Source organism: Kaistia algarum (assembly GCF_026343945.1).
GTDB classification, from domain to species: domain Bacteria; phylum Pseudomonadota; class Alphaproteobacteria; order Rhizobiales; family Kaistiaceae; genus Kaistia; species Kaistia algarum.
In genome coordinates, this window is record NZ_JAPKNJ010000001.1 from 2,298,628 (window position 1) to 2,312,165 (window position 13,538).

Annotated in this window: 14 protein-coding genes and 1 tRNA gene; 3 read left to right on the forward strand and 12 right to left on the reverse strand. The window is 65.7% G+C overall.

The window, feature by feature from the left end; genetic code table 11:
- Positions 1 to 307 precede the first annotated feature (307 nt).
- A tRNA-Arg gene (locus OSH05_RS11065) sits at positions 308 to 384 on the reverse strand.
- Positions 385 to 474: 90 nt separating this feature from the next.
- Here OSH05_RS11065 and OSH05_RS11070 point away from each other — a divergent pair.
- Positions 475 to 1,401 carry a thermonuclease family protein gene (locus tag OSH05_RS11070; RefSeq protein WP_266352205.1) on the forward strand — a complete coding sequence of 309 codons (927 nt, stop codon included), beginning with the start codon at positions 475 to 477 and terminating at the stop codon, positions 1,399 to 1,401.
- Positions 1,401 to 2,903 carry a M48 family metalloprotease gene (locus OSH05_RS11075; RefSeq protein WP_104221553.1) on the forward strand — a complete coding sequence of 501 codons (1,503 nt, stop codon included), beginning with the start codon at positions 1,401 to 1,403 and terminating at the stop codon, positions 2,901 to 2,903. Before OSH05_RS11070 ends, OSH05_RS11075 begins: the two co-directional genes overlap by 1 nt.
- 202 nt (positions 2,904 to 3,105) lie before the next feature.
- On the opposite strand, the gene ilvD is transcribed toward OSH05_RS11075, so the two are convergent.
- On the reverse strand, positions 3,106 to 4,956 hold the full coding sequence (gene ilvD / locus OSH05_RS11080; RefSeq protein WP_266352206.1) for a dihydroxy-acid dehydratase: 1,851 nt from the start codon (positions 4,954 to 4,956) through the stop codon (positions 3,106 to 3,108).
- Positions 4,957 to 5,206: 250 nt separating this feature from the next.
- On the opposite strand from ilvD, the gene OSH05_RS11085 reads away from it, so the two are divergent.
- Positions 5,207 to 6,199, forward strand: a complete 993-nt coding sequence (locus OSH05_RS11085; RefSeq protein ID WP_104221550.1) for a TerC family protein — start codon at positions 5,207 to 5,209, stop codon at positions 6,197 to 6,199.
- Here OSH05_RS11085 and OSH05_RS11090 read toward each other — a convergent pair.
- The 10 genes from OSH05_RS11090 to OSH05_RS11135 form a co-directional block, all read right to left on the reverse strand.
- Positions 6,187 to 7,356: a M20 aminoacylase family protein gene (locus OSH05_RS11090; protein ID WP_104221549.1), complete on the reverse strand. Its 1,170-nt coding sequence runs from the start codon at positions 7,354 to 7,356 to the stop codon at positions 6,187 to 6,189. The two genes, OSH05_RS11085 and OSH05_RS11090, sit on opposite strands and share 13 nt — an antisense overlap.
- Before the next feature lie 53 nt (positions 7,357 to 7,409).
- Positions 7,410 to 8,036: an urease accessory protein UreG gene (gene ureG, locus OSH05_RS11095; protein WP_104221548.1), complete on the reverse strand. Its 627-nt coding sequence runs from the start codon at positions 8,034 to 8,036 to the stop codon at positions 7,410 to 7,412.
- Complete coding sequence (locus OSH05_RS11100; RefSeq protein WP_323181448.1) at positions 8,033 to 8,878, reverse strand: urease accessory protein UreF; 846 nt, start codon at positions 8,876 to 8,878, stop codon at positions 8,033 to 8,035. Before OSH05_RS11100 ends, ureG begins: the two co-directional genes overlap by 4 nt.
- A complete protein-coding gene (locus OSH05_RS11105) occupies positions 8,760 to 9,383 on the reverse strand; it encodes an urease accessory protein UreE (protein WP_104221547.1) in 624 nt (207 codons plus the stop codon). The genes OSH05_RS11100 and OSH05_RS11105 overlap by 119 nt, the downstream gene beginning before the upstream one ends.
- 1 nt (position 9,384) lies before the next feature.
- Complete coding sequence (locus tag OSH05_RS11110) at positions 9,385 to 9,873, reverse strand: DUF29 domain-containing protein (RefSeq protein ID WP_104221546.1); 489 nt, start codon at positions 9,871 to 9,873, stop codon at positions 9,385 to 9,387.
- Positions 9,874 to 9,882: 9 nt separating this feature from the next.
- Positions 9,883 to 11,595 carry an urease subunit alpha gene (gene ureC, locus OSH05_RS11115; protein ID WP_104221545.1) on the reverse strand — a complete coding sequence of 571 codons (1,713 nt, stop codon included), beginning with the start codon at positions 11,593 to 11,595 and terminating at the stop codon, positions 9,883 to 9,885.
- Positions 11,596 to 11,666: 71 nt separating this feature from the next.
- Positions 11,667 to 11,972 carry an urease subunit beta gene (locus OSH05_RS11120; protein ID WP_104221544.1) on the reverse strand — a complete coding sequence of 102 codons (306 nt, stop codon included), beginning with the start codon at positions 11,970 to 11,972 and terminating at the stop codon, positions 11,667 to 11,669.
- A 17-nt stretch (positions 11,973 to 11,989) separates the two neighbouring features.
- The gene (locus tag OSH05_RS11125; RefSeq protein WP_104221543.1) at positions 11,990 to 12,259 is read right to left on the reverse strand and encodes a DUF1272 domain-containing protein; all 270 of its coding nucleotides are present in this window, start codon (positions 12,257 to 12,259) and stop codon (positions 11,990 to 11,992) included.
- Positions 12,260 to 12,269: 10 nt separating this feature from the next.
- Positions 12,270 to 12,572: an urease subunit gamma gene (locus OSH05_RS11130; protein WP_104221542.1), complete on the reverse strand. Its 303-nt coding sequence runs from the start codon at positions 12,570 to 12,572 to the stop codon at positions 12,270 to 12,272.
- Between the two features lie 25 nt (positions 12,573 to 12,597).
- Positions 12,598 to 13,398, reverse strand: coding sequence for an urease accessory protein UreD (locus OSH05_RS11135; protein WP_266352210.1), 801 nt, complete (start codon positions 13,396 to 13,398; stop codon positions 12,598 to 12,600).
- Positions 13,399 to 13,538: the final 140 nt, after the last annotated feature.

Below are 13,538 nucleotides of genomic sequence, written 5' to 3' on the forward strand. Positions count from 1 at the left end.
TACGCGTCCGTCGAGCGCCTCGACAACGGTGTCGTCGGAAGGCTTCCCGTTCGGCTCAGTTGAAGAGGATGCCACTCGTATGTTGCCGCAGATACGGAGCCTGGGGCTATCGCCGGGCGCAGCCGTTCGCCGTCGGCGATAACCTTCCGCACCGCTGTCGCCGCCATCGAGGCCGGTGACGGCGATCGTGCTGCGGCGCTGGAAGGCCGAACCTATCGCCGGCGCCCGCGCTTCCTGCTCTGTCAATGGATCAAGCGGAGGGCAACCCGGCCCCTGAACATTGGCAGCGACGTCTGGCCGCTTCAAATGGTGTCCCGGAAGGGATTCGAACCCCTGACCTACGGTTTAGGAAACCGTTGCTCTATCCTGCTGAGCTACCGGGACAGGCCGTTTGGCGACGCCTCCTCTAGCATGATCCGCGCGCCGCGTGCACCCCCGTTTCCGCCGGGCCGGGAACGTGGGAGCATGGCGGCGATGTTCGCATTCCGGAGCCATGTTGTTGCCGCGAAGAGGCTTCCATGCCATCGCTTTGCCATGCTCGTCGGCATGATCACCATCATGGCAGGCGCGGGCGAATCGGCGGCGGATCCGGTGGAGAGCGGCTTGAGCGAAGCGAAGGCGCGGTCGGCGGCTGGCGTGGAGCGGCTGCTCGGCGGATCGCGCTGCGATCTCGTAGCGGGCGAGGGCGGCCTGGTAGCGTCGGTCGTCGACGGCGACACCATCATCCTCGACAGCGGCCTCGAAGTCCGCCTCGCCGGCATCCAGGCGCCGAAGCTGCCGCTTGGCCGTCCCGATTTCGCGCCATGGCCGCTCGCTGGCGAGGCCAAGGCCGAACTGGAGCGCCTGGCCCTCGGCGCCGCCGTGGAGCTGCGCTATGGCGGGACGCGGCGTGACCGCTATGGCCGAGCGCTCGCTCAACTTTTCGTGCTGTCGGAAGATGGCAGCGAGACCTGGCTTCAGGAGAAAATTCTCGCCGCCGGCCTCGCGCGGGTCTATTCCTTCGCCGATAATCGGCAATGCATCGGCGCTCTGACCGGAACCGAGCGGGTGGCCAGACGTTCCACTCTTGGTCTCTGGGCAGATCCGTACTACGAGGTTTCCTCGGCGACCAATCCAGCTCTTGCGCGTCGGCGAGACAGCTATGATCTGGTAGAGGGCCGTGTCCTTTCCGTCGGTGAACGCGGTCCTATCCTCTATCTTGATTTCGGACTTACCTGGTCGACGGACTTTACGGTGGTCCTGTCGAGCGAGGCGGCTGCGGCGCTTGCCGAAATCGGCTGGAAGGCCGGTGATCTTGTAGGACGACGCGTGCGGGTCAGGGGTTGGATCGAACAACGCGGCGGTCCGAGCATTCGGGTGACGCATCCCGAGCAGCTCGAGCTGCTGGACGACGGTGGGTGATGAGCGAAGGCGCGACGGACGGGTGCTGCGTCCGCAACGAGAGGCCGCGGTGGCGCGGCGCGGTGTTCGCGATGCTGGCGGGGCTTCTCCTCGCCGGCTGCACAACCGCGCTTGAAGGAACCTATGGTCCGCCGACCACGGTCGCCGGATCGGCCAATCCGGCGCCGGTGGATCCCGTCCAGGCCCGGATCGGGGCCGAGGAGCATCCGCGCATCGTCGCCAGCTATGGCGGCGTCTATCACGACGACAAGCTGGAGCGGACTTTGGCGCGCATCGTCGGCCGCTGCGTCGCCGCCTCCGACGATCCCTCCCAATCCTACCGGATCACGATCCTGAACAGCCCTTCGGTCAACGCTTTCGCGTTGCCCGGCGGCTATCTCTATGTGACGCGCGGCCTCTTGGCGCTCGCCAATGATTCCTCCGAGGTCGCGGCGGTGATCTCGCATGAGATGGGGCACGTCACCGCCAATCACGCCATGCAGCGCCAGAACAAGGCCCGCGCCGCCGTCATCGTCAGCCGCGTCGTCACCGATGTGCTGCAGGATGGCGAGGCTGGGCAGCTGGCGCTTGCCTCAAGCCAGCGCACGCTCGCCGCCTTCTCGCAGCAGCAGGAACTGGAGGCCGACGCGATCGGCGTGCGGACCATCGGCAAGGCCGGCTACGATCCCTTCGCCGCCGCGCGCTTCCTCGATCTCATGGGCCGCTACGCGGCCTATAAGTCGGCCGGAACGGTGCAGGACAAGCGCCCGGACTTTCTCGCCACTCATCCGGCGACGCCGCAACGCGTGGATTTCGCGATCCGCGCCGCGCGCCAGTTCGGTGCGCCAGGGATCGGCGAGGTCGATCGCGATCGCTATCTCCAGGGCATCGACGGCATGATCTTCGGCGACGACCAGACGCAGGGTTTCGTGCGCGGAAAGACCTTCCTGCATCCCACGCTCGGCGTCGGCTTCGCTGTGCCGGATGGCTTCGTGCTCGACAATACCAGCGACGCTGTGTTGGCGACCGGACCGGACGGAACCGCGCTGCGCTTCGACGGCGCCAATCTTCCCGCGGGCTCGTCGCTGGCGACCTATATCGCCTCCGGCTGGGTCAATGGCCTCGACGCGGCCTCGATCCAGACCTTTTCGGTCAACGGGCTCGAGGCGGCTTCCGCCAAGGCGCAGGCCAAGGGTTGGGTGTTCCGCATCGCGGTAATCCGCGTCGGGCCCAACGCCACCTATCGCTTCATCTTCGCCAATGAGAGCGATACGCCCGGCCTTGAGCAGGCCGCGCAGGCGACGATCCAGAGCTTCCGCCACCTGACGCAGCAGGAGGTCGCGGCGCTGCAGCCGCTGCGCATCCGCCTCGTGACGGTGGCGCCGGGCGATACCGTGCAAAGCGTGGCGGCGCGCATGCGCGGCGTCGACCGTCCGCTCGATCTCTTCCAGGTCCTCAACGACATCAAGCCGGGTGCCGGCCTGCCGGCAGTCGGCCAGAAGGTGAAGATCGTCGCGGAATAGGGCGACGGCACCCGCGACATATCCCAAGCGCACAAGCTGGCGGAGATAAGGTGAATTCCCTCCCCGCGCTGCGGGAGAGGGAGTTCGCCGCGTGTTTCATAGGTAAGCGACCTAATCCCGGCCGCCGCCTCTCCCGCGCAGCGGGGGAGGGATGGGGAGGAGGCGAGCCGCCGTGAACTTGGCCGCTCGCGCTCGCGCGTGGCTACTCGACCTGCGTCACGTCGCGCACCGCGCCGCGATCGGCGCTGGTGGCCATGGCGGCGTAGGCGCGGAGCGCCGGGGTGACGTTGCGCTTGCGGGGCGCCGTCGGCTTCCAGCCGGCCTTGCCCTTGGCATCCATTGCCGCGCGGCGGGCCGCCAGTTCCGCATCGGAGATGGCGATGCGGATCGAGCGGTTGGGGATGTCGATCTCGATCGTGTCGCCCGGCTCGACCAGCGCGATGGCGCCGCCCGAGGCGGCTTCCGGTGCGGCATGGCCGATGGAGAGGCCCGAGGTGCCGCCCGAGAAGCGACCATCGGTGATGAGGGCGCAGGCCTTGCCGAGGCCGCGCGACTTCAGATAGCTCGTCGGATAGAGCATCTCCTGCATGCCGGGTCCGCCCTTTGGCCCTTCATAGCGGATGATGACGACGTCGCCTTCCTTGACGCGCTTGTTCAGGATGCCGTGGACAGCATCATCCTGGCTCTCGAAGATCACGGCCGGACCGGTGAATTTCAGGATCGATTCGTCGACGCCCGCCGTCTTCACGATCGCGCCATTGGGGGCGAGATTGCCCTTCAGGACAGCGAGGCCGCCATCCTTGGAGAAGGCATGCGGAACGTCGCGGATCGCGCCCTTTTCGCGGTCGAGATCGAGTTCCTCCCAGCGCGAGGACTGGCTGAAAGCCACCTGCGTCGGCACGCCGCCCGGCGCCGCCTTGAAGAATTCGCGCACGCTTTCCGAGTTGGTCTGGCGGATGTCCCAGCGCGCCAAAGCCTCGGCCATGGTCGAGGAATGGACGGTCGGCAATTCTGTGTTGAGCAGATCGGCGCGGGCGAGTTCGCCGAGAATGGCCATGATGCCACCGGCGCGGTGGACGTCCTCCATATGGACGTCCTGCTTGGCGGGCGCAACCTTGGAGAGCACGGGAACGCGGCGCGACAGGCGGTCGATGTCGTCGAGCGTGAAGTCGATCTCGGCCTCATGTGCGGCGGCGAGGATGTGCAGCACCGTATTGGTCGAGCCGCCCATGGCGATATCGAGCGTCATGGCATTTTCGAACGCGCCGAAGGAGGCGACGTTGCGCGGCAGCACGCTCGCGTCGTCCTGCTCGTAATAGCGCCGCGTGATGTCGACGATCAGATGGCCGGCCTCGACGAAGAGGCGCTTGCGGTCGGAATGGGTGGCCAGCGTCGAGCCATTGCCCGGCAGCGACAGGCCGAGCGCTTCGGTCAGGCAGTTCATCGAATTGGCCGTGAACATGCCCGAGCACGAGCCGCAGGTCGGACAGGCGGAGCGCTCGATGACGGCGACGTCCTCGTCGGACACCTTGTCGTCGGCGGCGGCGACCATGGCGTCGACGAGGTCGAGGGCGACCTTCTTGCCGTGCATGACGACCTTGCCGGCCTCCATCGGACCGCCGGAGACGAAGATCGCCGGGATGTTGAGGCGGAGCGCCGCCATCAGCATGCCGGGGGTGATCTTGTCGCAATTGGAGATGCAGACCATGGCGTCGGCGCAATGCGCGTTGACCATGTATTCGACGCTGTCGGCGATGATCTCGCGGGAGGGCAGCGAATAGAGCATGCCGTCATGGCCCATCGCGATGCCGTCATCGACGGCGATCGTGTTGAACTCCTTGGCGACGCCGCCGGCTTGCTCGATCTCGCGCGCGACCAACTGGCCGAGATCCTTGAGATGGACATGGCCGGGCACGAACTGGGTAAAGGAATTCACCACCGCGATGATGGGCTTGCCGAAATCGCCGTCCTTCATGCCCGTCGCGCGCCAGAGGCCGCGGGCTCCGGCCATGTTGCGGCCATGGGTGGTGGTACGAGAGCGATAGGCGGGCATTTTATCCTCGCATCGGTGGCGATTGGCGTGGGGTTTCGCCGGGCCTCTGACGGGCCGGTGACGATAGATAGTCTCGTTGCACAAGAATCCGAAGGGTGTCGAGCGATTTTGCCGATGCCGCCCCTTGAAAGGGCAACAAACGGTTCACAGCTAACGCTCCACGAGCGGGGTCCGGGCCCCTCTGGCGGTGAGTCGCCCACCGTGATGTCGGACCCTTTGAGCATATGGCACGGCGACCAGGGCCCGCTCGATGAATCTCGTTCCTTTTCTCGCCACCGATTTCCTCGGCCAGCCGCTGACGGCCTGGGCGATCTTCTTCGTGATTATAGTGGCGCTGCTCGCCTTCGATCTTGGCTTCGCCAACAAGGGCGACCACGAGATCGGCATACGCCGCAGCCTGGTGTTCTCGGCCCTCTACATCGCCGTGGCGCTCCTGTTCGGCGCCTGGGTCTGGCACGACCTCGGCGCCACCGCGGGGATGGACTACCTGACTGGCTTCCTGGTCGAGAAGAGCCTCGCGCTCGACAATATCTTCGTCATCTCGCTGATCTTCGCCGCCTTCGCCATTCCGCGCGCCTATCAGCACCGCGTGCTGTTCTGGGGCATTGTCGGCGTTGTCGTGCTGCGCGCGATCATGATCGGCGTCGGCGCGGCGCTGATTTCGAATGTCTCCTGGATTCTCTATGTCTTCGGCGCCTTCCTGCTCTTTACCGGCGTGAAGATGCTGTTCGCCGGCGACGAGCCGGTCGACATCGAGAAGAACCCGGTGATCCGCTTCGTGCGACGCTTCATCCCGGTGACGGCGAAGCTGCATGGACACAATTTCTTCGTGCGAGAGGCGCGGCCCAGGGACGGCAAGCTGGCGCTGGTGGCGACGCCGCTTTTCCTCGCGCTGGTGTCGATCGAGATCGCCGATATCGTCTTCGCCGTCGACAGCGTGCCGGCCGTGTTCGCGATCACGACCGATCCCTATATCGTCTACACGAGCAACATCTTCGCTATCCTCGGCCTGCGCGCGCTCTATTTCGCGCTCGCCGCCGCGGTGCATCGCTTCCACTATCTGAAATATGCGCTGGCGCTGGTGCTGATCGCCGTCGGCGGCAAGATCTTCTGGGCGCATCTGGTTGGGCCGGTGAGTTCGGCGGTGTCGCTCTCCCTCACCCTCGGCCTGCTCGCCGGCGGCGTCATTCTCTCGCTGTGGAAGACTCGCGGCGAGGCGAAGAACGCCGTTCAGCGCGGCTGAAGCGCGGTCTCGACGAGGCGGGCCAGATAGGACGAGCCGATCGGCAGCGCCTCGTCGTTGAAGTCATATTCCGGGTTATGCAATCCCGCGCTGTCGCCATTGCCCATGAAGATGAAGGCGCCGGGTCGCTCCTGCAGCATGTAGGAGAAGTCCTCGCCGCCCATCATGGGTGCAACGTCGGTATCGACATTCGCCGCGCCGACGATCTCGCCCGCGACGCCGGCGGCGAACAGGGTCTGGTCCGGATGGTTGCGGGTCACCGGATAGTTGCGGTGATAGCTGACGTCGATCGTGGCGCCATGGGCGAGGGCGATGCCGGAGGCGATCTCGCGGATCCGGCGTTCGGCGAGGTCGCGCATCGCGGCCGTCAGGCTGCGCACCGTGCCGCCGATATCGGCCGAACCGGGAATGACGTTGTGGACGAAGCCGGAATGGAACTTCGTCACCGAGACGACCACCGCCTCGAGCGGGTCGACCGAGCGCGAGACGATGCTCTGCAGAGCCTGCACCAGCTGGGTGCCGATCAGGATCGGGTCGATCGTCGCATGCGGCTTGGCGGCATGGCCGCCATGGCCGACGACGCGGATCTCGAACTCATCCGTCGCGGCCATTATCGGGCCGGAGCGGATGGCGAAGCGGCCGATCGGGAGGCCGGGCATATTGTGAAGACCATAGACCTCGTCGATGGCAAAGCGGCTCATTATGCCGTCGTCGACCATCGCCTTGCCGCCGGCGCCGCCCTCTTCGGCCGGCTGGAAGATCACCACCGCCGTGCCGTCGAAATTGCGCGTCTCGGCCAGATAGCGCGCGGCGCCGAGCAACATGGCGGTATGCCCGTCATGGCCGCAGGCGTGCATCTTGCCGGGAACGGTCGAGGCGTAGGGCTTGCCGGTCGCCTCTTCGATCGGCAGCGCGTCCATGTCGGCGCGCAGGCCGATCGTGCGGCCCTCGGTGCTGTTGCGGCCATGAATGACACCGACGACGCCGGTCCGGCCGATGCCCGTCGCGATCTCGTCGACGCCAAAATCCCGCAGATGGTCGGCGACCACCTCGGCGGTGCGGTTGACGTCGTAGAGCAGCTCCGGGTGGCGGTGAAAGTCATGCCGCCATGCCGCAATATCGTTCTGGAATTCGGCGAGACGGTTGATGATCGGCATGGAACACTCCGCAGCGGGACGAGCGGCCAGTCTAGCTGCACCGCAGCAGAAAATCACGCGGCAGCTTGCAGCCCACCCGCCCGTTCGATGAAGGCGACGACGTCATCGACATTGTGCCCGGCCCGGACATTGGTGAAGACGAAGGGGCGGTTGCCACGCATCTTCTTCGAATCGCGGTCCATCACTTCGAGCGACGCGCCAACCATGGGGGCCAGGTCGATCTTGTTGATGACAAGGAGGTCCGAGCGGGTGATGCCAGGCCCGCCCTTGCGCGGAATCTTGTCGCCGGCCGAAACGTCGATGACATAGATCGTGAGGTCGGCGAGTTCCGGCGAAAAGGTCGCGGCGAGATTGTCACCGCCCGATTCGATCAGGATCACGTCGAGCGCGGGGAAGCGACGGTTCAGATCCGCGACGGCGGCGAGGTTGATCGAGGCATCCTCACGGATCGCCGTATGGGGACAGCCGCCGGTCTCGACGCCGAGGATGCGGTCCGCCGTCAGCGCACCGGAGCGCGTCAGGAACTCGGCATCCTCCTTGGTGTAGATGTCGTTGGTGATCGCGGCGATGTCGTAGCGGTCGCGCAGTTTCTTGCAGAGCGCATCCATCAGGGCCGTCTTGCCAGACCCGACGGGACCGCCGACGCCGACCCGCAGGGGGCCGTTGGAAGAACGGGTCATGAGCGGTATAGCCTCGTATATTGGGTTTCGTGTTTCATGCTGGCGATGTCGGCCCGGAACGCAGCCCCGCCCAGCGCATCGAGCGGCAGTTCACTTGTGCGACGGACGACGCTTTCGATTACCGGGCCGAGACCGGCGATGATGCGCTGCCCGTCCGTCTGGCCGAGCGGAACGGCGCGCAGGCCTGCCGAGACAATGTTCGCGGTGAAGGCGTGCAGATAGGCGTGCCGCGCCGGCTCGCAGGCGACGCCATGGGCAGCCGCGGTGGCCGCCACCGCCAGCGCGAAGGGCGTGCCGTCCTCGCCCTCGATCGCGATGGCCAGGCGCTCCAGCGTCTCGCTCGGCCAGGCGGCGCGCACCGCGATCAGGAAGGCGCGGCCCTGGGCGAGCGCTTCGAGCCGTCGCTCGGCGCTGGGCTGAAAAGCCGTGGCGAGTTCGGCGATCTCTGCGAGTTCGTGATGCCGGCCCGCAGACGCCGCGCGCCAGCCATGGGCGAAGAGGATCGCATCCGAACGGCCGGCGCCATGTTCGAGAATGGCCGCCACCCAAGCGGAGAGATCGGCGGCGGAGCGCACCGTGCCGTCCTCGATCGCCCATTCGAGCCCATGCGAATAGCTGAAGGAGCCAACGGGAAAGGAAGGCGACAGCCAGGCCATAAGCCGGTGCAGGCCGGCGTAATCCAGCCCTATCCCGTCAGAAGGCGGCGTCGCGGGCACCCCGCCGTCAGCCATGCTTGTGGCCGTGGTGATGGCCATGCGCCGAATGGTCGTGGTCGTGGTCGTGGTCGTGGTCGTGGTGCGCGTGGGCGCCGTGGTCATGAGGCTCGTGGCCGTGGTGATCATGGTCGTGATGATCATGACTGTGCTCGTCGTGATCCTGATCAGCAGCCGGGCCATGATCGTGACCATGGACCCGGCCATGACCATAGGCGCCGCCTTCGGGATGGAAGGGGGCATCGACCGGGACGACATAGGCGCCAAGCTGGACCAGCATGTCCTCGATGACATGGTCGCGGCGGATGCGCAGGCGATCGCCGAGCAGCTCGGTCGGCAGATGGCGGTTGCCGAGATGCCAGGCGAGGCGCAGCAGATGAGCGCCATCCTTGCCGGTGACCTCGACCAGCGTCTCCGGCGCCGCCTCGACGGCGATGATGCGGCCATCTTCCAGCAGCAACCCGTCGCCATGCTTCAGCGCGACGGCGCCCGGCAGATCGAGCAGGAATTCGGTCCCGCCCTTCGCGGTCATGGCGATGCGCCGCCGGTGCCGCGCGTCGAAATCAAGCACGACGGCGTCGGTGGCGGCCTTCGACCAGAGGCCGGCGGGATAGACGGAAACGGCGCGGGTCATCTTAATCTCGGATCAGATCGTCGGGATGCCACGGAACTCCGGGCATGAAGTGCAGATCGAGCACCTGCTCAATGGCGTAAGGACAAGTCTCAGGGAAAGTGTCTCTCGGCAGGCCGGTTTCGGCCGCGGCTTTCATCCTCGCGACTTCATATCGCCGGGCTATCGCCTGACCCGGATAGTCGCGCAGGCTGGGGCTATCATCAAGTTCTGATGCCAGCTCTTCCCGCGCCTCGATGATGGATGCTTGCCAGCCGCCCTTTCGTTGATCCGGCTGAAATTCCCATTTCAGCAGATGTAATAGCAAGACCAGGAGACGACTGCGAATTTCCCGGCGCTGCGATCGACCCGAGCTCTCGATCTCCTCGGCGACATTCTCCCAGTCGACCTCATTGTGTCGACGATCCCGAAGCTTCTCCGCCTGGTCCTGTGTCCAGGCGTAGAAGTCTCCCTCATAATCGACAGTCGGGTGGGTGGCCGCCTTGGTGCTCATGTCCCCAATCTAGAACAGGAAATAGCGCTGCGCCATCGGCAGGACGTCGGCGGGCTCGCAGGTCAGGAGTTCGCCGTCGGCGCGGACCTCATAGGTCTCGGGATCGACTTCGATATGGGGCGTGGCGCTGTTGTGGATCATCGAATGCTTGCCGATGCCGCCGCGCGTGTTCTCGACCGCCACCAGGGCCTTGTCGACGCCGAGCCGCTCTCTCAGACCGTTGTCGATCGCGGCCTTGGAGACGAAGGTTACCGAGGAATTGGTCATCGCCTTGCCGAAGGCGCCCCACATCGGGCGATAGTGTACCGGCTGAGGGGTTGGGATCGATGCGTTCAGATCGCCCATCGGCGCGGCTGCGATCATGCCACCGACGAGGATCAGGTCCGGCTTTACGCCAAAGAAGGCTGGCGACCAGACGACGAGATCGGCGCGCTTGCCGATCTCGACCGAGCCGACCTCGCGAGCGAGGCCCTGCGCGATCGCAGGGTTGATCGTGTATTTGGCGACGTAGCGCTTCACGCGGAAATTGTCGTTGTCGCCCGTCTCCTGGGCAAGGCGGCCGCGCTGGACCTTCATCTTGTGCGCCGTCTGCCAGGTACGGAGCGGCACCTCGCCGACGCGGCCCATGGCCTGGCTATCGGAGGAGATGATCGAGAAGGCGCCGAGGTCGTGCAGGATGTCCTCGGCGGCGATGGTCTCCTTGCGGATGCGGCTCTCGGCGAAAGCCACGTCTTCGGGAATCGAATTGTCCAGGTGGTGGCAGACCATGAGCATGTCGAGATGCTCTTCGAGCGTGTTGCGCGTATAGGGCCGCGTCGGATTGGTCGAGGAGGGTATGACGTTGGGCAGGCCGACGACACGGATGATGTCCGGCGCATGGCCGCCGCCGGCACCCTCAGTGTGGAAGGCGTGAATGGTCCGGCCCTTCATCGCCGCGATCGTGTCCTCGACGAAGCCGCTCTCATTCAGCGTGTCGGTGTGGATCATCACCTGGACGTCGTAGTCATCGGCGACGGACAGACAGCAATCGATCGCGGCGGGCGTCGTACCCCAATCCTCGTGCAGCTTGAGGCAGGAGGCGCCGCCCTCGATCATCTCGATCAGGGCATCGGGCTTTGATGCGTTGCCCTTGCCGGAAATCGACACGTTGATGGGGAAGGAGTCCATCGCCTGGATCATCCGGGCGATGTGCCAGGGTCCGGGCGTGCAGGTCGTCGCCAATGTGCCATGCGCCGGGCCGGTGCCGCCGCCGACGAAAGTGGTGACACCGGACATCAGCGCCTCCTCGATCTGCTGCGGCGCGATGAAGTGGATGTGGCTATCAATTCCGCCGGCCGTGACGATCTTGCCCTCAGCCGCGATCACCTCCGTGCCCGGTCCGATGATGATGTCGACGCCGGACTGGACGTCAGGATTGCCCGACTTGCCGATGGCGACGATACGGCCGTCCTTGAGGCCGATATCTGCCTTGACGATGCCCCAATGGTCGACGATCAGCGCATTGGTCATCACCGTATCGACGGCGCCGGCGGCGCGCGTCACCTGGCTCTGGCCCATGCCGTCGCGGATCACCTTGCCGCCGCCGAACTTCACTTCCTCGCCATAGGTGGTGAAGTCCTTCTCGACCTCGATGATCAGGTCGGTGTCGGCAAGACGCACCTTGTCGCCCACGGTCGGGCCGAACATGTGGGCGTAGGCATGGCGGGAAATCTTGAAGGACATCGATCCGTCTCCGAAAGGCGCGTCGGCCCGATTCTGTTTCTCGCCGAGGTCCGGCGACGCATAGTCTACGTCTAGAGCGAACCCATGACGGCCTGCTGGAAGCCATAGACCTTGCGCTCGCCGCCGAAGGGAACGAGCGTCACGGTCCGCGTCTGGCCCGGCTCGAAGCGCACCGCCGTGCCGGCGGCGATGTCGAGCCGGAGACCGCGCGTCTTGTCACGGTCAAAGGCGAGCGCGTGGTTGGTCTCGAAGAAGTGATAGTGGCTGCCGACCTGGATCGGCCGATCACCCGTGTTCGACACGTCGAGCGTCAGTGTCGGCAGGCCGGCATTGAGCTCGATGTCATCATGGCCGGTGATGATTTCACCTGGATGCATGGACGTTTCCTTCGGGTTCATGCGACGGCGCTGTGGGGGACGCGCTGCGCAAGGCAGTCGCCCTCGCGCAGGACGCGGATCGTGGAGGGCGGATTGCGGATGAGCTTGTCGGCCGGACGGATCGGGCGAGCGACGAGGCCGCCGCCGCAATTGGGGCATCGGCCGGCAAAGACGCTCTCGGCGCAATGGGCGCAGAAGGTGCACTCGAAGGTGCAGATCCGCGCCTCCGCGCTCTCCGGCGGCAGGTCGCGATCGCAGCATTCGCAATTGGGGCGAAGCTCAAGCATGGCTTTGCCTTCAGCGGATCGGCTGGTGGACGGTGACGAGCTTGGTGCCGTCCGGGAAGGTCGCCTCGACCTGAACGTCGTGGATCATGTCGGCGATGCCGTCCATGACTTGGCCGCGCGAGACGACATGCGCGCCGGCTTCCATGAGATCGGCCACCGTGCGCCCGTCACGCGCGCCCTCGACGACATAATCGGTGATGAGCGCGATAGCCTCGGGATGGTTGAGCTTTACACCGCGCTCCAACCGCTTGCGAGCGACGATCGCCGCCATGGAAACGAGCAGCTTGTCCTTTTCCCTCGGTGTCAGAATCATCGAGTCAGTCTCCCGCTTCCATTTCTCAACAGTGCCAAACACGCGGCAGCGGACGTCCTCGGAGGGCCTCGACCACCCTGCGGAGATCCTGCCGCAGGATCTGGCTGGATTGTGCCACAAATCGCATATTCAGGAGGCCCGGCCAAGCGCTGGCGCCGGCTTCGGATACGCATTCGGCGAATACATCGCGAATGGCGCCGAGATGAGCCGGGGCGTCCGGCGCGGCATAGAGCAGGCTGCCGATCGCCGTCGCGCCGCCGCCGGTCGCACCACCGCCCAAAATCGTGGCCGCGTCGCCGTCCAGAACGATGCCGTCGGCGAAGATAAGCCGTCCGTCGCGGCGAACACGCCAGCGATCGGCGAGCGAAAGAGTCCGGACGGTCTCGCCCATCGCACCTCTGCCGAAGACGATCGTTTCGGCGAGGAGAGCCGTCGCATTGCCGGTCAGTTCGACTTCCAGCCGGCGGTCGAGTCCCGAGCGGTCGAAAAGGATGGTCTCCTGCGGCAGCCAGTCGAGCGTGGCGCCGTTCGCGACCGTGAGGCGGTTGATAACGAAACCGGGGCCGGCGGGGCTGCGATAGATCCGCTCGGCCGCCTGCGTCGTGACGACCGCCTCCGTACCCTCGCCGATGTCGACTTCGAATTCCAGATGGTCGCCGCCGGTGATGCCGCCGGAGGTGTTCAGCAACACCGCCTGCATGGGGCCACCGAGCTCGGGCCGGGGCAGACGGATCTTGCAGCAGCCTTGCTGATAGAATTCCCAGAGCCTCGTCGCGCCGTCGTCGAAGCGGAGCGCGATGCGCGCATGTCCGCGTGCACGCTGCATCACCGGAGGCAAATCGGTCGGAATTGAGCGTGTTTCGGCGGCAGGGGCGAGGTTCAACATGGAGGCACGATCGGTCAACCGGCACGGCTTGTAAAGCAAGCCTTTATCGTGCCTGGCTGAGGGGGCCGGTCGCCCGGCTT

Coding starts and splice junctions, on each gene's coding strand:
- OSH05_RS11085 (WP_104221550.1), top strand. CDS start 5,207: ATGAATCTCGTTCCTTTTCTCGCCACCGATTTCCTCGGCCAGCCGCTG.
- OSH05_RS11125 (WP_104221543.1), bottom strand. CDS start 12,259: ATGCTTGAGCTTCGCCCCAATTGCGAATGCTGCGATCGCGACCTGCCG.
- OSH05_RS11110 (WP_104221546.1), bottom strand. CDS start 9,873: ATGAGCACCAAGGCGGCCACCCACCCGACTGTCGATTATGAGGGAGAC.
- OSH05_RS11075 (WP_104221553.1), top strand. CDS start 1,401: ATGAGCGAAGGCGCGACGGACGGGTGCTGCGTCCGCAACGAGAGGCCG.
- OSH05_RS11100 (WP_323181448.1), bottom strand. CDS start 8,878: ATGATCACCACGGCCACGAGCCTCATGACCACGGCGCCCACGCGCACC.
- OSH05_RS11135 (WP_266352210.1), bottom strand. CDS start 13,398: ATGCAGCGTGCACGCGGACATGCGCGCATCGCGCTCCGCTTCGACGAC.
- ilvD (WP_266352206.1), bottom strand. CDS start 4,956: ATGCCCGCCTATCGCTCTCGTACCACCACCCATGGCCGCAACATGGCC.
- ureG (WP_104221548.1), bottom strand. CDS start 8,036: ATGACCCGTTCTTCCAACGGCCCCCTGCGGGTCGGCGTCGGCGGTCCC.
- OSH05_RS11070 (WP_266352205.1), top strand. CDS start 475: ATGTTCGCATTCCGGAGCCATGTTGTTGCCGCGAAGAGGCTTCCATGC.
- OSH05_RS11120 (WP_104221544.1), bottom strand. CDS start 11,972: ATGCATCCAGGTGAAATCATCACCGGCCATGATGACATCGAGCTCAAT.
- OSH05_RS11090 (WP_104221549.1), bottom strand. CDS start 7,356: ATGCCGATCATCAACCGTCTCGCCGAATTCCAGAACGATATTGCGGCA.
- OSH05_RS11130 (WP_104221542.1), bottom strand. CDS start 12,572: ATGATTCTGACACCGAGGGAAAAGGACAAGCTGCTCGTTTCCATGGCG.
- OSH05_RS11105 (WP_104221547.1), bottom strand. CDS start 9,383: ATGACCCGCGCCGTTTCCGTCTATCCCGCCGGCCTCTGGTCGAAGGCC.
- ureC (WP_104221545.1), bottom strand. CDS start 11,595: ATGTCCTTCAAGATTTCCCGCCATGCCTACGCCCACATGTTCGGCCCG.